At 74.1% G+C, this 21261-nt stretch carries 17 protein-coding genes and 1 pseudogene; 13 read left to right on the forward strand and 5 right to left on the reverse strand.

Going from position 1 to position 21261, the window contains the following annotated elements:
* The first annotated feature begins 68 nt into the window (after window positions 1–68).
* The 3 genes from ACIBW6_RS13350 (at window position 69) to ACIBW6_RS13360 (ending at window position 2632) form a co-directional block, all read left to right on the forward strand.
* Window positions 69–281 (forward strand): hypothetical protein, encoded by a 213-nt coding sequence (locus tag ACIBW6_RS13350; protein WP_356495447.1) that lies wholly within the window; start codon window positions 69–71, stop codon window positions 279–281.
* Entirely contained in the window at window positions 278–2311 is a 2034-nt protein-coding gene (malQ, locus tag ACIBW6_RS13355; protein ID WP_399059406.1) for a 4-alpha-glucanotransferase, read from the forward strand. Before ACIBW6_RS13350 ends, malQ begins: the two co-directional genes overlap by 4 nt.
* A gap of 81 nt (window positions 2312–2392) precedes the next feature.
* Window positions 2393–2632, forward strand: coding sequence for a hypothetical protein (locus tag ACIBW6_RS13360; RefSeq protein WP_399059407.1), 240 nt, complete (start codon window positions 2393–2395; stop codon window positions 2630–2632).
* Window positions 2633–2714: 82 nt separating this feature from the next.
* Here the strand turns inward: ACIBW6_RS13360 and ACIBW6_RS13365 are convergent, their stop codons facing one another.
* Entirely contained in the window at window positions 2715–3296 is a 582-nt protein-coding gene (locus ACIBW6_RS13365; protein ID WP_399059408.1) for a TetR family transcriptional regulator, read from the reverse strand.
* Between the two features lie 160 nt (window positions 3297–3456).
* On the opposite strand from ACIBW6_RS13365, the gene ACIBW6_RS13370 reads away from it, so the two are divergent.
* From ACIBW6_RS13370 to ACIBW6_RS13390, 5 genes are all read left to right on the forward strand, one after another.
* Window positions 3457–4953 (forward strand): FAD-dependent monooxygenase, encoded by a 1497-nt coding sequence (locus ACIBW6_RS13370; protein ID WP_399059409.1) that lies wholly within the window; start codon window positions 3457–3459, stop codon window positions 4951–4953.
* A gap of 37 nt (window positions 4954–4990) precedes the next feature.
* A complete protein-coding gene (locus ACIBW6_RS13375; protein ID WP_399059410.1) occupies window positions 4991–6250 on the forward strand; it encodes a histidine kinase in 1260 nt (419 codons plus the stop codon).
* A complete protein-coding gene (locus tag ACIBW6_RS13380; RefSeq protein WP_399059411.1) occupies window positions 6214–6858 on the forward strand; it encodes a LuxR C-terminal-related transcriptional regulator in 645 nt (214 codons plus the stop codon). The genes ACIBW6_RS13375 and ACIBW6_RS13380 overlap by 37 nt, the downstream gene beginning before the upstream one ends.
* Before the next feature lie 121 nt (window positions 6859–6979).
* On the forward strand, window positions 6980–7924 hold the full coding sequence (locus tag ACIBW6_RS13385; RefSeq protein ID WP_399059412.1) for a DMT family transporter: 945 nt from the start codon (window positions 6980–6982) through the stop codon (window positions 7922–7924).
* 89 nt (window positions 7925–8013) lie between these two features.
* Window positions 8014–8991, forward strand: a complete 978-nt coding sequence (locus ACIBW6_RS13390) for an alpha/beta fold hydrolase (protein WP_399059413.1) — start codon at window positions 8014–8016, stop codon at window positions 8989–8991.
* On the opposite strand, the gene ACIBW6_RS13395 is transcribed toward ACIBW6_RS13390, so the two are convergent.
* Window positions 8951–9469: a GNAT family N-acetyltransferase gene (locus ACIBW6_RS13395; protein ID WP_399059414.1), complete on the reverse strand. Its 519-nt coding sequence runs from the start codon at window positions 9467–9469 to the stop codon at window positions 8951–8953. The two genes, ACIBW6_RS13390 and ACIBW6_RS13395, sit on opposite strands and share 41 nt — an antisense overlap.
* Before the next feature lie 33 nt (window positions 9470–9502).
* Between ACIBW6_RS13395 and ACIBW6_RS13400 the strand changes: the two genes are divergently transcribed.
* Entirely contained in the window at window positions 9503–10408 is a 906-nt protein-coding gene (locus ACIBW6_RS13400; RefSeq protein WP_399059415.1) for a LysR family transcriptional regulator, read from the forward strand.
* 106 nt (window positions 10409–10514) lie between these two features.
* Complete coding sequence (gene alc / locus ACIBW6_RS13405; RefSeq protein ID WP_399059416.1) at window positions 10515–11642, forward strand: allantoicase; 1128 nt, start codon at window positions 10515–10517, stop codon at window positions 11640–11642.
* A 326-nt stretch (window positions 11643–11968) separates the two neighbouring features.
* Here alc and pepN read toward each other — a convergent pair whose 3' ends face one another.
* A complete protein-coding gene (gene pepN / locus ACIBW6_RS13410) occupies window positions 11969–14551 on the reverse strand; it encodes an aminopeptidase N (protein WP_399059417.1) in 2583 nt (860 codons plus the stop codon).
* Between the two features lie 132 nt (window positions 14552–14683).
* Between pepN and ACIBW6_RS13415 the strand changes: the two genes are divergently transcribed.
* Window positions 14684–15202, forward strand: a complete 519-nt coding sequence (locus tag ACIBW6_RS13415; protein ID WP_399059418.1) for a DUF1203 domain-containing protein — start codon at window positions 14684–14686, stop codon at window positions 15200–15202.
* Window positions 15203–15369: 167 nt separating this feature from the next.
* Here the strand turns inward: ACIBW6_RS13415 and ACIBW6_RS13420 are convergent, their stop codons facing one another.
* Window positions 15370–16389 carry an aspartate-semialdehyde dehydrogenase gene (locus tag ACIBW6_RS13420; protein ID WP_399059419.1) on the reverse strand — a complete coding sequence of 340 codons (1020 nt, stop codon included), beginning with the start codon at window positions 16387–16389 and terminating at the stop codon, window positions 15370–15372.
* A 226-nt stretch (window positions 16390–16615) separates the two neighbouring features.
* Between ACIBW6_RS13420 and ACIBW6_RS13425 the strand changes: the two are divergent.
* Together ACIBW6_RS13425 and ACIBW6_RS13430 are read left to right on the forward strand one after the other, a co-directional pair.
* Window positions 16616–17132, forward strand: a pseudogene (locus ACIBW6_RS13425) (sigma-70 family RNA polymerase sigma factor).
* 1 nt (window position 17133) lies between these two features.
* Window positions 17134–17859, forward strand: coding sequence for a hypothetical protein (locus tag ACIBW6_RS13430; protein ID WP_399059421.1), 726 nt, complete (start codon window positions 17134–17136; stop codon window positions 17857–17859).
* 59 nt (window positions 17860–17918) lie between these two features.
* On the opposite strand, the gene ACIBW6_RS13435 is transcribed toward ACIBW6_RS13430, so the two are convergent.
* The gene (locus ACIBW6_RS13435) at window positions 17919–21248 is read right to left on the reverse strand and encodes a S8 family serine peptidase (RefSeq protein WP_399059422.1); all 3330 of its coding nucleotides are present in this window, start codon (window positions 21246–21248) and stop codon (window positions 17919–17921) included.
* Window positions 21249–21261 lie beyond the last annotated feature (13 nt).

Below are 21261 nucleotides of genomic sequence, written 5' to 3' on the forward strand. Positions count from 1 at the left end.
CGACTGGGTAGGACTTCCGACTCCCGACACGAACGAGACCAAGCAGCTCACTGACGAAGGAGGCCCTCGTGGCCGCATCGGCTCATCTTCTGCTCTCGGCCCTGTCCAAACAGGCGGACACCGTGATGACCGGCGCCGACACCACCACGTCGTCCGCCGAACCCCCGCTGACCAGCGAACCCTGCTTCGCCGACTACGCCCCCCTGACCTCCGAGCCGCCCCTCACCGACGCGGCTCCCCTGACGTCCGAGCCGACCCCGAGCGGCCTGGCCGCGGGATGACCCTGGCCCGGCTCGCCGAGCTGCACGGCGTCGCCACCTCCTACTCCCCGGCGCCGGGGAGCACGGTGCGCGCCACGGACACGGCCGTCGTCGCGGCGCTCGCCGCGCTCGGCGTGGCCGCCGACACCCCCGGAGCGGTGCAAGCCGCGCTCGCCGCGCACGAGGCGCGGACGGCGGCGCGGCTGCTCCCGGAGACCGTGGTGTGGTGGCTGGACGGCCCGCGGCCCTCCTGGTCGGCAGGGCTCCCCGCGGGCACGCGGCTCTCCCTGGCCGGGACGGCGGCGCCCTGGGAGCACGTGGTCGGCGACGGCGAGGCGGCCGACCCGCCGCCCGGCGTGCACGCGCTCACCGCGCGCACCCCCGACGGGACCACGGCGACCGCCCACCTGATCGCCGCCCCGCGCAAGGCACCGCTGCCGCCCGAGCGCACGCACGGCCTGCTGGTCCAGCTCTACTCCCTGCTCTCGGAGCGCTCCTGGGGCATGGGCGACCTGGCCGACCTCGCGGACCTGGCCTCCTGGTCGGCCCGCACCCACGGCACCGGCTTCCTCCAGGTCAACCCCCTGCACGCGGCGGTCCCGAGCGGCCCGGGCAGCGCCCTGGACCCCTCTCCCTACCGCCCCTCCTCCCGCCGCTTCCCCGACCCGGTGCACCTGCGCGTCGAGGACGTGCCCGAGTACGCGTACGTCCCCTCGCGCGCCGGTGACGCCGCCCGGCTGCGGGACGCCGTGCTGCGCGAGGGCGGGCTGATCGACCGGGACGCGGTGTGGGCGCTCAAGCGCGAAGCCCTCGAAGCGCTGTACGCCGTGCCGCTGAGCCCCGGCCGCCGGGCCGCCTACCGAGACTTCCTCGCCGTGCAGGGCACCGCCCTGGAGGACCACGCCACGTACTGCGCGCTCGCCGAGCGCCACGGCCCCGACCGGCATACCTGGCCGGCCGCCCTCCAGGACCCGCGCTCGCCCGGGACGGCCCGCGCCCGTGAGGAGCTGGCCGACCGCGTCGACTTCCACCGCCGGCTCGCCTGGCTCACCGACCTCCAGCTCACCGGGGCCCAGCGGACCGCCGTGGACGCGGGCATGCCGATCGGCCTGGTCCACGACCTCGCGGTCGGGGTGCACCCGGGCGGGGCCGACGCGTGGGCCCAGCGCGACGTCTTCGCGCAGGGCATGAGCGTCGGCGCACCGCCCGACGCGTTCAACGCGGCGGGGCAGGACTGGGGGCTGCCGCCCTGGCGCCCCGACCGCCTCGCCGCGACCGGCTACGCGCCCTTCCGCGACCTGCTGCGCAACCTGATGCGGTACGCGGGCGCCGTCCGCATCGACCACGTCATGGGCCTGTTCCGCCTCTGGTGGATCCCCGAGGGCCAGGCCCCCACCGAGGGCACGTACGTCCACTACGACGCCGAGGCGATGCTGGCGGTGCTCCTCCTGGAGGCGTCGCTGTCCGGCACGTACGTCATCGGGGAGGATCTGGGCACGGTCGAGCCCGGCGTGCGCGAACGGCTGCGCGAGGCCGGGGTGCTGGGCACCTCCGTGCTCTGGTTCGAACGGCAGTACCCGCCCGAGGGCGACGGCCGTCCGGTCCCCGCCGAGCAGTGGCGCACCGACTGCGTCGCCACGGCCACCACGCACGACCTGCCGTCCACCGCCGCCCGGCTCTCCGGCGACGACGTGCGGCTGCGGGAGCGGCTCGCCCTGTCGACGGCGACGCCCGCGGAGGCGGCGGCGGAGATCTCCGAGTGGCTCGACCTGTTCACCCGGCTCGGTCTGCTGCCGCCCGGCGGCCGCGACGACGAGGAGGAGGCCGTCCGCGCGGTCCACCGCTTCCTGCGGCGCACCCCGGCCCGGCTCGTCGGCCTGTGGCTGCCGGACCTCGTCGGCGACCGGCGGCCGCAGAACCTGCCCGGTACCTGGGCCGAGTACCCGAACTGGCGGCTGCCCGTCGCGGACGCCACGGGCCGCCCGGTCACCCTGGAGGAGCTGACCGCCGCGCCCCGCGCGCACGCGCTGCTCCAGGTGTTCGCACCGTAGGAGGTACGAAGAGTGCGAGGACAGGGCTCTTACAGGCCCCCCGGCCGCGCGCGCCGTCCCGGCGTTCGCTACGTTGGCACCGTGGACAAGAAGAACGCCCTGCGCGCCGGCGCCCTGGCCTCCGGTACGACGCTGATGATGCTGCTGATGTCGTCCCCCGCGCTCGCGCTCACGCGCGACGACGGCGACGACCCGGGTCACGGCCTGAGCGTGCTCGACACGCTCGGTCTCTACGTCGCGGCCCCGATCGTCATCTTCCTGGTGATCGCCGGTCTCGTCGTGCTGGGCGACAAGTCCCGCAAGCACCCCAAGCAGTCCTGACCCACCGGGTCCGCTCGTCCGAGGGCACCCGCCGCGCACCGATCGCGGCGGGTGCCCTCGGCGCGTTCTGCCTGCCGCGCGCTCAGGGGGTGCGCGGCAGCTCCGCCGTCAGATAGCGCTGGAGCGTCGGCGCCAGCCAGTCCACGATCTCCTCGCGGGAGAGCGCCACGCTCGCCGGGAAGCGCAGTACGTACCGCGTCAGCGCGAGCCCGAGCACCTGGGAGGCGCTGAGCGCCGCCCGCGCGGGGGCCTGCTCCGGGTCCGGGCACACCTTCCGCGCCACCGGGATCAGCTGGTCGCGCAGGACGCCCTGCATGCGCTCGGCGGCGGCCGGGTTGGTGACGCCGACCCGCAGCAGGGCCGTGAGCACCTCGTTCTCCTCCCACAGCGCCAGGAAGTGGCGCACCAGGGTGCGGCCGATCTCCCCGGGCGGCCCGTCCGCCGGGTCCGGCAGCTCCAGGTCGAGGGCGACGGCCGCCGCGAAGAGGCCCTCCTTGTTGGTGAAGTAGCGCATCACCATCGCCGGGTCGATCCGGGCGTCGCGGGCGATCGCCCGGATCGTGGCCCGCTCGTACCCGTCCGTGGCGAACCGCTCGCGGGCCGCGGCCAGGATCGTGGCCCGGGTGGCGTCGGAGCGGCGCCCCGGCTGCTGCTTCTCGCTCATGCCAACAAACGTAGGCCAACACGTGTTGACAGTCCAGAGCGCCGGTCCTACGTTTGCCAACAAGCGTTGACCCACAGGCTCCGGCTCCGGTCCGCCGGCTCTGGCCACACCCGGTCCACCGGCTCCGGCCCCCGGATGCCCCTCGTCGTAGGAGGCCCTCATGTCCGCCACCGCGCACCACGACGCCCCGGCCGCCCCGGCCGCCCCGGTCCCCCCGTCCGAGCCGTCCGTCGCCGTCGTCGGCGCGGGCCCCACCGGCCTGCTGCTCGCCGGGGACCTCGCCGCCGCAGGGGTGTCCGTCACCCTCGTCGAGCGGCGCTCGCACCACCTCAGCAACCTCTCGCGCGCCTTCGTCCTGCACGCCCGCACCCTGGAGCAGCTCGACGCCCGCGCCCTCGCCGACGAGATCGAGGAGAAGGGGCGCCCGCTCGACCGGCTCCGCCTCTTCGGCAGCCTCTCCGTCGACCTGTCCGGCATCCCCTCCCGCTTCCACCACCTCCTGGTCGTCCCGCAGTACGAGGTCGAGCGGGCCCTGGAGCGGCGCGCCGCCGAGGCCGGAGTCCGCTTCGCCCACGAGACCGAGGTGACGGGCCTGGTCCAGGACGCGGCCGGGGTCACCCTCCGGGTGCGCGGCGCGGACGGCGCCCCCGGTGAGCTGCGGGCCCGCTACGCCGTCGGCACCGACGGCATGCGCAGCGCGGTGCGCGACGCGGTGGGGCTGCCCTTCCCCGGCAGGTCCGTCATCCGCTCCGTCGTCCTGGCCGACGTCCGCCTCGCCGAGGAGCCGGAGAACCTCCTCACGGTGAACGCGGCCGGGGACGCCTTCGCCTTCATCGCGCCCTTCGGCGACGGCTACCACCGCGTCATCGCCTGGAACCGCGCCCGCGACGTCGCCGACACCGAGCCGCTGGACCTCGACGAGATCAAGGAGACCACCCGGCTCGCGCTCGGCCGCGACTACGGCATGCACGACGCCCGCTGGATGTCCCGCTTCCACAGCGACGAACGCCAGGCCCCCGCCTACCGGGTGGGCCGCGTCCTGCTCGCCGGCGACGCCGCGCACGTGCACACCCCGGCGGGCGGCCAGGGCATGAACACCGGCCTCCAGGACGCCGCCAACCTCGGCTGGAAACTGGCGGCGGTCGTCAACGGCCGCGCGACGGAAGCACTGTTGGACACCTACGAGGCCGAGCGGCACCCCGTCGGCAAGGCGGTGCTGCGCAGCAGCGGAGGCATGGTGCGGATGGCGATGGCCAAGTCCCCCTGGACACTGGCCGCCCGCGCCGCCCTCACCACGCTCCTCGGCCGGGTCGGGCCCGCCCGCGCCCGGGTCGTCGGACAGCTCACCGGCACCGGCTTCGCCTATCCGGCCCCCAGGGGCGCGCACCCGCTGGTCGGCACGCGGGTGCCCGACGTGCGCCTGGCCGGCGGCGACCGGCTCTACGAGGTGCTGCGCGCGGGGGAGTTCGTGCTGATCCTGCCCGCCGGATCCCCGTACAAGAGCGACCGGTTGCGCGTGGCCCACTGGGCGAGCGACCGGCGCACCGCCCTGCTGGTGCGGCCCGACGGGTACGCGGCGTGGGCGGCGCGGGACGCCGATGGGGGAGATAACTCCACCGACATCCCCGGGGAGTTCGCCACATACTCGTTGCGGTAGGACGGACGAGCACGGGCGAGCAGGGGAGCTGGGGGAGATGAAGCAGGTCGAGGCGGTCCGGCGCAGTCATCGGTTGTGGTGGCTGTCCATGGTGGCGCTGCACTGGTCGACGATGCTCCACCTGGCGGTGTGGACGCCGGTCCCGGGGTTCCTGCCGTACGCGGCCGCCGGGATGCGCCGCATGGTGGACCGCGAACGGGCGCTGGCCGCCGAGTGGTCGGGCATCACCGTGGAGGCGACTCCGGCGCCGGCGCGGTGGGTGAAGGAGAGCCGCAGCCCCCTCGCCCGCTACCGCTGGCTGTCCGGCGACGCCCAGCGGTTCCGCGAATGGCGCTGGACGACGATGTACTCGTTCGTCGGCGGCCTGATCGCCTGCGTCCCCGGCCTGCTCGTCCTCTACGGGGCATGGGGCCTGTTCCTCGCGGTCTTCGGCCCCGACCTGAACCGGGACGCGGGCTGGGGCGGCCTCTGGTACGCGGCCATCCCCGTGCGCTCCGTGCCGACCGCCGTGATGGCGGGCCTGCTCGGTCTGGCCGTCGGCTGGGCCGGGCTGCGGCTCGCGCCCGGCACGGTCGACCGGCACGCCCGGTTCGTGCGGGCCGTGCTCTCGCCCGGCGAGCAGGAGCTGATGGCCGCCCGGATCGCCCACCTCGCCGCCACCCGCTCGGACGCCGTCGACACCAGCGCCGCCGAGCTGCGGCGCATCGAGCGGGACCTGCACGACGGGGCGCAGGCGCGGCTCGTCGCGATGGGCATGACCCTGGACGCGGCCGAACACCGCCTCGCCGACGACCCGGAGGCCGTGCGCGCCCTGCTCGCCGAGGCCCGCGCCTCCTCCGTCGCCGCCCTCCAGGAGCTGCGCGACCTCGTCCGCGGCATCCACCCGCCGGTCCTCGCCGACCGCGGACTCGCCGACGCCGTACGGTCGCTGGCCCTGCTCAGCCCGCTGACCACGGAGGTCACCGTCGACGTCGTCGGCCGCCCCGACGCGCCCGTGGAGTCCGCCGTGTACTTCGCGGTCGCCGAGGCCGTCACGAACGCCGCCAAGCACGCGGACGCCGAGCGGCTGTGGATCGACATCGGCTACGACGCCGCGCGCGGGGCGCTGCGGGTGAGCGTCACCGACGACGGCCGCGGCGGCGCCGACCCGGCCCGCGGCGGCGGTCTGGCCGGCATCGAGCGCCGCCTCGGCACCTTCGACGGCGTCCTCGCGGTCAACAGCCCGGCCGGCGGGCCGACCCAGATCTCGATGGAGGTGCCGTGCGCGTTGTCGTCGCCGAGGACCACTTCCTGCTGAGGGACGGTCTGGTCCGGCTGCTGGGCGCGTACGGGCACGAGGTCGTCGCCGCCGTCGACAACGGGACCGCGCTGCGCGAGGTCCTCGTCGGCGAGCGGCCCGACGTCGCGGTCGTCGACGTGCGCCTGCCGCCGGACTTCAGCGACGAGGGGCTGCGCGCCGCGCTCGCCGCCCGCGCCGAGGTCCCGGGGCTGCCCGTCCTGCTGCTGTCGCAGTACGTGGAGCCCCTGTACGCGCACGAGTTGCTGGCGGACGGCGCGGGCGCGGTCGGTTACGTCCTGAAGGACCGGGTCACCGACGGCGGGGCGTTCCTGCGGACCATCGGGCAGGTCGCGGACGGCGGCACGGTGATGGACCCCGAGGTCGTCTCGAAGCTGATGGCGCGCAAGGTCCGCGACCGCAGGCTCGGCTCGCTGACCGCCCGCGAGCGCGAGGTCCTCGGGATGCTCGCGCAGGGGCGCTCCAACGCCGGGGTCGCGGAGGCCCTGTTCGTCTCCGACAAGGCCGTCGCCAAGCACATCGGCAACATCTTCACCAAGCTCGGCCTGCTGCCCGGCGAGAGCGACAACCGGCGGGTCCTGGCGGTCCTGGCCTACTTGGAAGGCTGAACCGCGACCCCACTCTTCACTTCTACTGAACACAACCGACGGAAACATTCGATGGACGCGATCGGTGTGGTCCTGGGACGGTGTCTGCGTACCCGGCACAGACCCCGCAGAGAGGCCCCCGATGGCAGTCCTGGACCGTACCCGCACCCCCGCCGCGCCGAGCGCGCCCCCCGGACGGGCGGCCGGCGGAGCGGGCGCCGGACTGGCCCTCGCCGCCCTCGCCACCGTCGTCTGGTCCGGCAGCTTCGTCACCTCCCGTGCCCTGCACGACAGCGTCCCGCCGGTCCAGCACGCCTTCTGGCGCTGGGTCATCGCGCTCGTCGCACTCGCCCCCTTCGGCCTGCGGGCCGCCTGGCGCCAACGGGCCCTGCTCCGCCGCCGCCTCGGCTACCTCACCCTCGCCTCGCTGCTCGGCGTCACCGTCTACAACACCCTCGTCAACCAGGCGGGACTGACCACCTCCGCCGGCAACATGGGCATGATCATGGCGGCGTCCCCGGTGCTGATGGCGCTGTACGAGCGCCTCGGCGGCGCGCGCCTCGGAGCCCGCCGCGTCACCGGGACCCTGCTGGCCTGCGCGGGGGTCCTCCTCCTCGTCAGCAAGGGCTCGCTGCGCCCCGACTTCGCCCCCGGCGACCTCTGGGTGGTCGCCGCGGCGCTCTGCTTCGGCTCCTACAGCGCGCTGCTGCGCCGCAGGCCGGCCGAGATCGGCGCGGTGGCGTTCCTGTTCGCGACCTTCGTCCTCGGCACGCTGCTGCTGGCGCCCGCGTACGCGGTGAGCCTCGCCGTGCAGGGCGGCTTCGAGGTCCGCACCGGCACGGCCGGCCCGCTGCTCTACGTCGGCGTGGCCTCCTCGGCCGTCGCCTTCTTCGCCTGGAACAAGGCGATCGCCCTGGTCGGCCCGGCCCGGGCCGGCGTCGTCTACTACCTCCAGCCGGTCTGCGTGGCGCTGCTGTCCTACGCGGTGCTCGGCGAGGCGATGGGCTGGACGCAGCTGGTCTGCATGGCGCTGATCCTCGGCGGCGTCGTCCTCGCCTCCGCGACCGGCCGCGCCCGGCGCCGCTGAATTTGCCGGACCGGCAAGGAGGCGCGGCGCCCCGCACCGGCCGGGGAGAGGATCGGGGGACCGCACCGCAGCCGCACCCGGAGGTCCGCATGACGCAGCCGCCCGCACCCGTCCACCGCCTCGTCCCGACCCCGGCGGGCCGCACCCACCTCGTGGAGCAGGGCAGCGGCCCGCTCGTCCTGCTCCTGCACGGCTTCCCCGAGTCCTGGTACTCCTGGCGCCGGCAGCTCCCCGCCCTGGCCGCCGCCGGCTACCGGGCCGTCGCCATCGACGTGCGCGGATACGGGCGCTCCTCCCGGCCCGCCGCGACCGAGGCCTACCGGATGACGGAGCTCGTCGCGGACGGCGCGGCCGTGGTCCACGCCCTCGGCGAGGAGTCGGCCGTGGTCGTCGGGCACGACTGGGGAGCGGCCGTCGCCGCGAACTCCGCGCTGCTGCGCCCGGACGTCTTCCGCGCCGTCGCCCTGCTGAGCGTGCCGTACACGCCCCGCGGCGGCCCCCGCCCCAGCGAGGTGTTCGCCCGCATGGGCGGCGCCGAGGAGTTCTACGTCTCCTACTTCCAAGAGCCCGGCCGGGCCGAGGCCGAGATCGAGCCGGACGTGCGCGGCTGGCTCGCCGGGCTGTACGCCGCGCTCTCCGCCGACACGATGCCGGCCGCCACCGAACCCGACCCGCACTTCATCACGCGCGGCGGCCGGATGCGCGACCGCTTCCCGGCCGCGGACCGCCGCCCCGCCTGGCTCGACGAGGCGGAACTCGACGTCTACGCGAGCGAGTTCGAGCGCACCGGGTTCAGCGGCGCGCTCGCCCGCTACCGGAACATGGACCGCGACTGGGCCGACCTGGAAGCGTACGACGGCGCCCCGGTCCCGCAGCCCTCCCTCTTCATCGGAGGCGCGCGCGACGCGTCCACGACGTGGCTCGCCGACGCCATCGCGGCGTACCCGAAGACCCTGCCGGGACTCGTCTCCTCGCACCTGCTCGACGGGGCCGGGCACTGGCTCCAGCAGGAGCGGCCCGACGAGGTCAACCGCCTGCTGCTGGAGTGGCTGGCGGCGCTTCCGTAGCCCCGGCCGGGCCGCCGACCTCCCGCTCCATCAGCGGCAGCACCCGGCCCGGCAGCGAGCCGGAGGGGACCGAGCCGACCCGGCGCCCGCCCATCGCCTCATAGAAGGGCACCGCGTGCGGGTCGGCGGCCCAGCCGAAGCGGGTGAAGCCGGCGGCGCGCGCCGTGGCGCACACATGGTCGAACAGGAGGCGTCCGACGCCGCCGCCGATCGCGTCCGGGTCGACGAACATCAGGCCCAACTCGCCGTGCGGCGGCTCTCCTTCGAGCGTCGCGAGGCCCACGAGGCGTCCGTCCGGCGCCTCGGCGACCGCGGTCCGCCGCCGCACGACGTCCTCGGCCCGCACCGTCAGCTCGGCGACGCACGCCGCCATGAACTCCGCGTCGTACCCCCAGTGCGCCTTCGAACGCAGCGCCAGCGCGCTCAACTGCTCCGCCTCGCCGGGGCGGGCCGCCCGGATCCGTACCGTCTGCCGCATGCCGTCAGCGTAGGCCGGGTTACGTTGTGGCCCATGAGCGAGCACGCGCCGAGACCCGACCGGTGGGACATCAAAAAACTGGTGATCCTGCGCACCCTGCGGGAGCGCGGCACCGTCACCGCCACCGCGCAGGCGCTCCTCATGACGCCCTCCGCCGTGTCGCAGCAACTCACCAACCTGGCGAAACAGCTCGGCGTGCCCCTCCTCGAAGCGCAGGGGCGGCGGGTGCGGCTCACCGACGCGGCCCACCTCGTACTGCGCCACGCGGACGCCGTCCTCGCCCAGCTGGAGAGCGCCGACGCGGAGTTGGCGCGGCACCTGCACGGCGAGTCCGGCACGGTGCGGCTCGCCGCCTTCTCCACCGCCGTGCCCGCGCTCGTCGTGCCCGCCGTCCGGGCGCTGCGCGCCGCCCACCCCGGCATCACCGTCCGCGTGCGCGAGGCCGAGGCGGGCCAGGCCTACGAGCTGCTCGCCGCCGGCGACGTCGACCTCGCCCTGTCGCTCGCCGCGCACGCGCCGACCGCCCGCGACCCGAAGTTCACCCGGGTCCCGCTGCTCGCCGACCCGCTGGACGTGGCGCTGCCGGTCGGGCATCCGCTGGCGGCGGAGCCGGGCCTGCGCCTCGCCGACCTCGCCGGCGAACCGTGGATCTTCGGCGGCTCCGGGCCCTGGTCCGAGATCACCCTGGCCGCCTGCGAGGCCGCCGGGTTCGTGCCCGAGCAGGCGCACAGCGCGGCCGGGTGGACGGCGATCCTCGCCATGGTCGAGGCGGGCATGGGGGTCGCGCTGGTGCCGCGGATGGCGGCGGCCGGGCGGGACGGCGTCCTGATGTGCGCGCTCGGGGCCGACCGGCCCGTCCGGCACGTGGTGGCGGCGGTGCGCAAGGGGGCGGAGCGGGGGGCGACGGTCGGCCGGGTGCTGGCGGCGATGCGGCCCTAGGCGGCCCGGGCGGCCCGCGCTCCCTCCCGATCATTCAGCTGAGCTGAACAAGCACCGCGGAAACTTTCGATGGACCTGGGCGGTCGGGGCGGCGGACGCTGGGGCCATGACGACGACCCCCGCAGCTGCCGACCCGCACGCCAACGACGCCGCCCCCTACGCGGGCGGCGACCCGTACGCCGACTACCGCGCCTTCGGCGACGCCACCGGCTTCGACCACCTCGTCGACCTCGCCGACCGCCGGCTCGGCGCCGGGGTCGTCGCCGCCAACGACGAGTTCTTCGCCGAGCGCGAGAACCTCCTCGTGCGCGAACGGGCCGTCTTCGACCCCGAGCACTTCGGGCACAAGGGCAAGATCATGGACGGCTGGGAGACGCGGCGCCGCCGGGGCACGGCCGACGCCCCGTTCCCGGCGCCCGGGGACCACGACTGGGCCATCGTCCGGCTCGGGGCGCCCGGCGTGATCCGGGGCGTGATCGTCGACACCGCGCACTTCCGCGGCAACTACCCGCAGGGCGTCAGCATCCAGGCCGCCGCCGTGCCGGGCACCCCGAGCCCCGAGGAGCTCCTCGCCGACGACGTGAAGTGGGAGGAGATCGTGGAGCGCACCCAGGTCTGCGGCCACGCCGCCAACGCCTTCACCGTCACCTCCGAACGGCGCTTCACGCACCTGCGCCTGTGCCAGCACCCCGACGGAGGCATCGCCCGCCTGCGGGTCCACGGGGAGGTGATACCCGACCCCGAGTGGCTCGCCCTGCTCGGCACGACCGACCTGGTCTCCGTACTCAACGGGGGTGTGTACGAGGACGCGTCGGACCGCTTCTACTCCTCGCCGACGCAGATCATCCTTCCCGGCACCTCGCGCAAGATGGACGACGGCTGGGAGAACCGGCGCCGCCGCGTCCACGGCACCAACGACTGGGTCCGCTTCCGGCTCGCCGCACAGGGGGCCGTGCGGGCCGTCGAGATCGACACGGCGTACCTGAAGGGCAATTCGGCGGGGTGGATCGCGCTGAGCGGGCGGGACGGGGAGTCCGGGGACTGGTTCGAGATCATCCCGCGGACGCGGCTCCAGCCGGATACGGTGCATCGCTTCGCGCTGGGGGCGGAGGTCGTGGTGACGCATGTGCGGCTCGATGCGTTTCCCGATGGGGGTGTGGCGCGGATGCGGGTGCACGGGGTCTTCACGGAAGCGGGTGCGGCGGAACTGACGTCCCGCTTCCGCCAGGGCTGACCCACCGGTCGGTGGGTGTGACCCGTGATCGGTCGGCCCCCGGCCGGTGGGGCTTCTCGCGCAGTTCCCCGCGCCCCTGGAGCATGCGGCTTCGCCGCAGCCCCAGGGGCGCCCGATGAGAGGTCGCACGAAGTGCGCCTCTCAGGGGCGCGGGGAACGGCGCGAGAAGCCCCCACGGCGCCGCAGACGAAGTCGTTTGAGGGGCGCGGGGAACTGCGCGACCAGCCCCCGCGGCGCCGCGGACGAACTACTCGGGGCGCGCGGAGCCGCGCGAGACGGGGCCGGGTCAGGGCACGGGTAGGCCATGACCCGCGCCCCGCGGAGCGCTACACGTCGGCCGACTGGGCGTTCAAGGCCCGGGCGACACCCGCCCGGGACTCGGAAACCAGCCGCCGCAGCGCCGCACTCCCGCCCCCCGCCCCCAACCACGCATCGGTCCGCGCCAACGTCTCCCCAGAGACCTGCACGGCCGGATACAACCCCACCGCGATCTGCTGAGCCATCTCGTGGGACCGGGACTCCCACACCTCCTGCAACACCCCGAAGTACTTCTCCGTGTACGGAGCCAGCAGCTCCCGCTGATCGGTCTGGACGAACCCGCCGATCACCGCCTCCTGCACCGCGTTGGGCAGCGTGTCCGACTCGACGACCGAGGCCCACGCCTCCGCCTTCGCCTCGGGCGTCGGCCGCGCCGCCCGCGCGGTCGCCGCGTGCCGCTCACCGGCGGCCGTGCGGTCCCGCTCGTACTCCGCCGCGATCTCCGACTCGTCGAACCGCCCGACCGCCGCGAGCCGCTGCACGAACGCCCAGCGCAGCTCGGTGTCGACGGCGAGGCCCTCGACGGTCTGGGTGCCTTCGAGCAGCCCCTCCAGCACGTCGAGCTGCTCCGGCGTGCGGGCCGTCGCCGCGAACGCCCGCGCCCACGCCAGCTGGTGGTCGCTGCCCGCGTCGGCCGTGCGCAGATGCGCCAGCGCCGCCTCGGTCCAGCGGGCCAGCAGCGTGTCCCGGTGGGCGGGGGCCGCGTACAGGTCGATGGCCAGCTTCACCTGGCGGTGCAGGGACTGCACGACGCCGATGTCGGACTCCTTGGCGATCCCGGCCAGCACCAGGTCCAGATAGGCGCTGGTGGACAGCTCGGCGTCGCGCGTCATGTCCCAGGCCGACGCCCAGCACAGCGCCCGCGGCAGCGAGGACTCGAAGTCGCCGAGGTGCTCGGTGACGACGGCGAGCGACTGCTCGTCGAGGCGGACCTTGGCGTACGACAGGTCGTCGTCGTTGAGCAGGACCACGGCGGGGCGGCGCTTGCCGACGAGGGCGGGCACCTGCGTCGACTCGCTCGCGGTGACGTCCAGTTCGACCCGCTCGCCGCGCACCAGCTTGCCGCTCGCCGCGTCGAGGTCGTACAGGCCGATCGCGATGCGGTGCGGGCGCAGCGTCGAGGTGCCCTTGGCGCCCTCGGGGAGGGCGGGCGCCTCCTGGCGGACCGCGAACGACGTGATGACGCCGTCCGCGTCCGTCTCGATCTCCGGGCGCAGCACGTTGATCCCGGCCGTCTCCAGCCACGCCTTCGACCAGGCCTTCAGGTCCCGGCCGCTGGTCTCCTCAAGGGCGCCGAGCAGGTCGGACAGGCGGGTGTTCCCGAAGGCGTGCCGCTTGAAGTACGCCTGCACGCCCTGGAAGAACTCGTCCTCGCCGACGTAGGCGACCAGTTGCTTGAGGACCGAGGCCCCCTTTGCGTAGGTGATGCCGTCGAAGTTGACGAGGACGTCGTCGAGGTCGTTGATCTCGGCCATGATCGGGTGCGTGGAGGGCAGCTGGTCCTGCCGGTAGGCCCACGTCTTCATGGAGTTGGCGAACGTCGTCCAGGAGTGCGGCCACTTCGAGCCCGGCGCGTACGCCTGGCAGGCGGCCTCGGCGTAGGTGGCGAACGACTCGTTCAGCCACAGGTCGTTCCACCACTCCATGGTGACCAGGTCGCCGAACCACATGTGCGCCAGCTCGTGCAGGATCGTCGCCGCCCGCACCTCGTACGCCGCGTCCGTCACCTTCGAGCGGAACACGTACTGGTCGCGGATGGTGACCGCGCCCGCGTTCTCCATCGCGCCCGCGTTGAACTCCGGCACGAAGAGCTGGTCGTACTTGGCGAACGGGTACGCGTAGTCGAACTTCTCCTGGAACCAGTCGAAGCCCTGCCGCGTCACCTCGAAGATCGCGTCGGAGTCGAGGTGCTCGGCGAGCGAGGGCCGGCAGTAGATGCCGAGCGGCACCGACTGCCCGGTCCCGGGGTTCTCGTAGGAGGAGTGCACGGCGTGGTAGGGGCCGGCGATGAGCGCCGTGATGTACGTCGAGATGCGCGGCGTCGGCTCGAAGGCCCAGACGGTGCCGTCGGCGCCCGTCGGCTCCGGGGTCGGCGAGTTCGAGATCACGGTCCAACCGGAGGGCGCCTGCACGGTGAACCGGAAGGTCGCCTTGAGGTCCGGCTGCTCGAAGCTCGCGAACACGCGCCGCGCGTCCGGCACCTCGAACTGCGTGTACAGGTACGCCTGTTCGTCGACCGGGTCGACGAAACGGTGCAGCCCCTCACCGGTGTTGGTGTACGCGCAGTCGGCGACGACCCGCAGCTCGTTCGCCCCCTGCTCCAGGCCGCTCAGCGCGATGCGCGAGTCCTGGAAGAGGGCGGCGGCGTCCAGCGGGCGGCCGTTGAGGACCACCTCGTGGACGGCCGGCGCGACGAGGTCGATGAACGTCTCGGCGCCCGCCTCCGCGCTGTCGAAGCGCACGGTGGTCACCGAACGGTAGGTGCCGCCCTCCTGCGCGCCGGAGAGGTCGAGATCGATCTCGTACGAGTCAACGGTGAGCAGCTTCGCCCGCTGCTGCGCCTCTACGCGGGTCAGATTGGTGCCAGGCACGCGGTCATCTCCTAGTGCGGTTTCCGTGGTCAACGCTGGTGACGTTTCCGGTCATCCTTCCACGCGGGGGCGGATGAGCGCGATGTCCGTTTTCCGCCGGTGACCGCACGCGCGGGGGACCACCCTCGGACCATGACCAGGTACACCGCGCGCCCCGTCGAGGACGCCGCACTCAAGGAACTGCGCACCACCGACGACGCGGGCCGCCCCTGCCGCCCGTACACCGCGGGCGCCGCCGACGCGGGCTCGCCGCTGCGCTGCTGCCTGGCGCCGGTCCGGGAGGGGGAGCGCATCGCCCTCGTCTCGTACGCGCCGCTGCGCCGCTGGGCCGCCGCGACGGGCGCGGACCCGGGCGCCTACGACGAACAGGGCCCGGTCTTCCTGCACGCGGACGCCGGGGACTGCGCGGGCTACGCGGCCGATCCCGGCCACTACCCCTTCGACCGGGCCGGCGCACTGCGCACCCTGCGCCGCTACGACGCCCGCGGGCGCATCGCGGGCGGGCGGCTCCTGGAGCTGCCCGCCGACGCGACGGCCGCCTTCGACGCGGCGCTCGACGAGGCGTTCGCCGACCCGGACGTGGCGCTGGTCCACGTCCGGGCCGTCGAGTACGGCTGCCTGCATTTCGCTGTGACCAGGCCGGCACGTTGACGACCTGCGGCCCGGTGGGGGCTGGTCGCGCAGTTCCCCGCGCCCCTGGGAAGCTGCGCGAAGCGCATGCTTGAGGGGCGCGGGGAACTGCGCGAGAAGCCCCACCGGGCCGCGGACGGCGACGCCGGGGTCACGGCAGACGCGACCCGGCGTCAGACACCCCGCACCTACTTGGCGCCGAGCTCCTGGGCCACCAGCTCCGCGATCTGCACGGCGTTCAGCGCAGCGCCCTTGCGGAGGTTGTCGTTCGAGATGAACAGGGACAGGCCGTGCTCGACCGTCTCGTCGCCCCGGATGCGGCCCACGAAGGACGCGTCCTTGCCCGCGGCCTGGAGCGGCGTCGGGATGTCGGACAGCTCGACGCCGGGAGCCTCGCCCAGCAGCTCGGTGGCGCGCTCGGCGGAGATCGGGCGGGCGAAGCGGGCGTTCACCTGGAGCGAGTGGCCGGAGAAGACCGGGACGCGCACGCAGGTGCCGGAGACCTTCAGGCCGGGGATCTCCAGGATCTTGCGGGACTCGTTGCGGAGCTTCTGCTCCTCGTCCGTCTCGTTCAGACCGTCGTCGACGATCGCGCCGGCCAGCGGCAGCACGTTGAACGCGATGGGACGCTTGTAGACCTCCGGCTCGGGGAAGTCGACGGCGCCGCCGTCGTGCGTGAGCTTGTCGGCCTCCGCGACGACCTTCTGCGCCTGCCCGTGCAGCTCGGCGACCCCGGCCAGGCCCGAACCGGAGACGGCCTGGTACGTGGCGACGACCAGCGCTTCGAGCCCGGCCTCGGCGTGCAGCGGGCGCAGCACCGGCATCGCGGCCATCGTCGTGCAGTTCGGGTTGGCGATGATGCCCTTGGGGCGGTCCGCGATCGCGTGCGGGTTCACCTCGGAGACGACGAGGGGGACCTCGGGGTCCTTGCGCCAGGCCGAGGAGTTGTCGATCACGACGGCGCCCTGCGCGGCGACCTTCTCCGCGAGCGCCTTGGAGGTGGCGCCGCCGGCGGAGAAGAGGACGATGTCCAGGCCCGTGTAGTCGGCCGTCGCGGCGTCCTCGACGGTCACGCCGTCCAGCACGGTCCCGGCGCTGCGCGCCGACGCGAACAGGCGCAGCTCGTCGGCCGGGAAGGCGCGCTCGACGAGGATCTTGCGCATGACCGTGCCGACCTGACCGGTGGCTCCGACGATTCCGACCTTCACAGGGTTCCTCCGTGCTTGCGTGCGGCCAACCGGCCTGGCGGGTGTGTCCATGATGCGTCTGTCCAGACCCGACTTGTCCAATCGATTGTCCGCGGTGCGGGACGCGTGGGGTTCACCACAGGCGGGGCCGGACCTGTTCCGGCCGGGAGCGGCACCTTTCACAGGCGGGACCGAACGTTCCGGGCGCCTGCCGCGTCGTAGGTCACACGCGGGCAGGGGAGGGGCAGTGCTGCGCAGAAGACCCGGGAGTCGGCCGGACGACCCGCTGGACACGGCCGTCGAGGACCGGGTGCGGGCCGTCCTGTCCCTGGGCGGGGTGCCGTACGCGGACCTGTCCGACGGCGTGCAGCAGGTCAGGCTGCGGCTGCTGGAGCGGGCGGCGAAGGGGCAGGACGCGCCGCGTGACGTCTCGGGCCTGGGCGGCGGTGGTCGCCTCGAACCTCGCCATGGACTGGCACCGGGCCCGCCGCCGCCAGGAACGGCTCGGGGAGCGGCTCGCCTCGCTGCGCCAGGAGGACACCCGTGACGCCGCCGAGACCCGGGTCCTGTCCCTCGCGGTCGCCCAGGGCCTGGACGCCCTGCCCGACCAGCAGCGGCAGGTGGTCGTGCTGCGGTTCTACGCGGATCTGCCGGTCCGGGACATCGCGGCCGAGCTGGGCGTGCCCGAGGGCACCGTCAAGAGCAGGCTGCACACGGCCGTCCGCCTGCTGCGGGCCCGGCTGCACGAGCAGGAGGTGGTGTGACGTGGAGGACGACGCACGGGAGGACCGGCTCCTGCTGGCGGCGGCCTGCGGGGAGCCGCTGCCCGACGGCGATCCGCTCGCCGCGGCCGTCGCCGCCGACGTCGCGCTGGTGCGGGACCAGGTCCGCGGCCTCGGCGACGCGCTCGCCGCCCACCGGGACCCGGCTCCGGCTCCTGACCCGGCCCCGGCGCGCCCGCTCGCGCCGGGGCGCCGGCGCCGGGGCGTGCGGATCGCGTTCGGCGGGCTCGTGGCGGCGGGCGGCCTCGCGGTGGCGGGGACCATGGTGTGGGCTCTCGCGCAGAGCGGCGGCCTCGGCGCGGGCGGCGACGACAAGTCGGTCGCCGACAGCGGCAAGGCGGGCAGCGGCGCCTCGGCCGACCTCGGCCCGGAGGGCTTCGTGGCCTGCTCCCGCGTCATCGCGGAGGGCACGGTGGTGAAGGTGGAGCGCGTGCCCGGCACCGGCCAGGACCGGATCACGCTGCACGTCACCCGCTACCTGAAGCCGGAGTCGGGCGGCGCGCGCACGCTCACCTTCCCGATGGACCACGCCGTGGCCCCGCGTCTGAAGGCCGGGGACCGGCCGCTGATCACGATCCCCGTGGGCGGCCGGGAGCCGGACACCTGGTCGACGGGCGCGGAGCGCGAGCGGCTGCGCGCGACGGTGCTCGGGGCCCTGCCGGGCGCGCGCGCCCTCCCGTGCGACAGGACGCCGGGCGCCAGCGGGTGAACGTGCGACGGGGGCGGACGCCATCGGCGTCCGCCCCCGCGCTCAAGCCGGCCGAGTGGTTACTCGGTGACCTTCTCGATCTTCACGCTGCCGACGCCCGCGGCGACCCCGCGCTCGTTCAGCAGCCGCACCTCGCCGAAGAACTCACGGCCCTCCGGCGCGGCGGCCGCGGCGGTGACCTCGGCGGCCACCTGGGTGGACGCGCCGTTGGCCAGCGTCACGGACTTCGCCTCGTCGACCTTCACCGAGCCGAGCGCCGGAGAGAAGAAGACGTCGACGTAGTCGTACGCGGTCGAGCCGGACGGCACGGAGTAGCCCGCGACCTCGACCGTGTACGTGCCGGCGGCCGGCTCCGGGATGCTGACGGCCTCCTCGGAGTCGCCGTCGGCGGACGTCGCGACGACGGCGCCGGAGGAGTCCTTGACCGTGAGGTCGAGGTCGGCGGCCTGGTCGGAGACGTTGCCGATGGAGACGTCGAGCTTCTCGGCGCCCGCGGGCACCTCGACCGTCGAGGTCTGCGTGGCGCCGTCCGCGATGGTCGGCCGGGCCGACTTCGACGAGCCGAGCGGACCGCCCTGGAGCTTGCCGCCCTTGATGGCGGCGAAGTTGTTCGTGACCTTCCAGTCGACGGCGGCCGGGGTGCCGACCTTCGCCTCGGGCAGCGTCCGCACCGCCGGGTCGAAGGTGGCGCCGAGCACCGACGCGTCGAGCGTGTACGGGTTGTCGAGCAGCGGCGACGTACGGCGCGCCTCGACCTCGATCTCCCAGACGCCGGCCTGCGGGTCCGCGTACGACCGCAGGTCGGGGCGGCAGGTGTTGGCCGGGTTCTCGTAGTTCGGGTAGCAGCTCGGCGTCGACGTGTCGTCGACCGGGACGCCGTAGGGGTGGATGGAGATGAAGCGGGTCTGGCTGGTGGCCTTGAGACCGCTCATCCGCACCTGGAGCGCCTTGGCGCCCTCGGGCACCGTCAGGAAGTACGACGTGGTGCTGTTGCGCTGCACCGAACCCTTGCCGGTGAAGGTGTACGCCGGCTTGGCCAGCGGCGTCGAGACGACGACGGTCGCCATGACCTGCTGGTCGACGCCCTCGGTCCGCGGGTCGTCCACCTCCAGGACGGCGCTGCGCAGCCCGGCCGACTTGGACCGCGCCTGCACCTGCACCGTGACGGCCTTGTTCAGCGGCAGCCACACGCGGCTGGAGCCGGCGATGCGGAAGGTGTCACCGGAGTTGTTCTTCAGCGACAGCTGGTGCAGGACCGGCTTGGAGGAGCCCGACGTACGCGTGAGGGTGACGTCGTAGGTCTTCTTCTGCCCGGCCTTCAGGCCGCCCTCGCGGTCGTAGATGCCGGTGCCAAAGCCCGGCGTCTTCAGCGCGTAGTCGATCGCGGTGTCGACGGGCGCCTTCACGGTGTACGTGTGCGCGCTCGCCCCGTCCTCGATCGCGTCCCAGGCGTCCTCGATGTCGATGAGGCCCGAGCCCTCGGCGTACGCCTGCTCGCCCCTGATGTGGTTGGCGGTCGAGGTGAGCGCGGTGCGCAGCTTCGCCGGGGTCAGGTCGATGTGGGCGCGCTTGGCCGCGGAGAGCAGCAGCGCGGAGGCCCCGGCGGCCTGCGGGGAGGCCATCGAGGTGCCCTGGAGCATGGAGTAGCCGGCCGGCAGCGAGTAGCCCGCCTCGGCGACCGGTGCGCCGGGCAGCCAGGTCTGCGTCGTGTTGATCGCCGCGCCGGGCGCGGTGATGACGGGCGCGAAGCCGCCGTCCTCACGCGGGCCGCGCGAGGAGAACGGCATCATCGCGTACGGCTTGTCGACCTTGGAGCCGTAGTTGGCGGCCCAGGTCTCCTTGGAGATGGAGGCGCCGACGGACAGGACCTTGTCGGCGAGGCCGGGGTCGCCGATGGTGTTGGCGCCGGGGCCGGAGTTGCCCGCGGAGATCACCAGCTGGACGCCGTAGGTGTCGATGAGGCGCGTGTACAGCTCGGCGCGGGCGTTGTTGCCGTCGTTCAGCGCGGGCAGGCCGCCGATGGACATGTTGACGATGTCCACGCCGCGGTTGGCGACGAGGTCGATCATGCCCTCGGTGAGCGCGACGTTGGTGCAGCCGCCGGTCCAGGTGCAGGCGCGCGAGGAGACGAGCTTGGCGCCGGGCGCGGCACCGTTCATCTTCTTGTTGCCGAACAGCGCGTTGGCCGAGGTGATACCGGCGACGTGCGTGCCGTGCTCGGACTCGATGACGCCGATGTTGACGAAGTCGCGCTTCTGGCCGACCCAGTCACCGCCGTACGGGTCCATGGGGACGTCCTTGCGGATCTCCACCACGAACGGCTGCCGCTCGACCACGTCCGTCTTCGGGTCGTCCTTGCCGAAGTACCCGACCTGGTAGCCGTCCTTGTACGGCTTCATCGGGGTGTCGTCGGTGAAGTCGCCGTTGTCGTTCAGGTCGACGGTGACGGTCCCGGCGGCCGCGTCGTACAGCAGGCCCCACTTGTCGGTGGTGTCGCCGTCCCGGTTCGCGTCGCCCTTGGCGTCGCCGCCCGCGGTCGCCGCCTCCGAGAAGGTGCTGAAGTTGTACGAGCCCGCGTGCGCCTTGTACGTACGCCCGCCCGCGGTGAACGTCGGCCCGGTCACCGGGGTGACCTGCGCCCGCCAGGTGCCGTCGCTGTCCAGGATCGGGTCGGTCGCCGTGACCCAGTCGACGATCTTGCGCTCGCCGGTCGTGGTCTTCTGCAGCGCCGGGTGGCCGAGGTCCACGCCGGAGTCGAGGATGCCGATGGTGACGCCGCGGCCGTCCGCCTTCGGGTTGTCCTGCACGAAGTCGACGGCGCCCGTCTCGAAGGACGGGTTGTACGGGTTCTTGGCCGGGGTGTCCTTGCCGGGGGCGCCGTACGAGGCGCCGTGCTTGCCCGCCGCGCCCTTGGCGGTGTCGCCCGCCGGGGTCGGGTCGTCGAGCTTGATCTCCTGGCGCAGGTCGATGGCGTCCACGGAGTCGAGCTTCACGGCGGCCGCGATGGCGGCGTCGGCCCGGCCCGTCGGCACGGTCGCCCGGACGTAGCCGAGCTTGTCGTAGGTGCGGCCCACCGAGCCGCCCTTGACGGCGTCGAGCTGCTTCGCCACCTGCTCGGTGGCGCCGGGGGCGGTGGCGACCATGAGGGTCACGTTCTTCGTGCCGTCGGCCTTCGCGTCGGCGAGCAGCTCCGCGTCGTGCGCGCCGAGCTTGGCGCCCGCGGACTTGACGGCGGGGTCGGCGGCCGGAGTGGCGCCTGCCGGGTCCGCGGCGAAGGCCATGGGTATCGGCCCGGCCGCGGTGAGCGCGGCCACCAGACCTGCGGCGGCCGCGAGCCGGGCCGCGCGTCTCGCGCCCGATATGGGGGCGCGCTGGGGATCGGGGGTCATCAGCATCCCTGTG

Source organism: Streptomyces sp. NPDC049813 (assembly GCF_044465085.1).
Classification (GTDB): domain Bacteria; phylum Actinomycetota; class Actinomycetes; order Streptomycetales; family Streptomycetaceae; genus Streptomyces.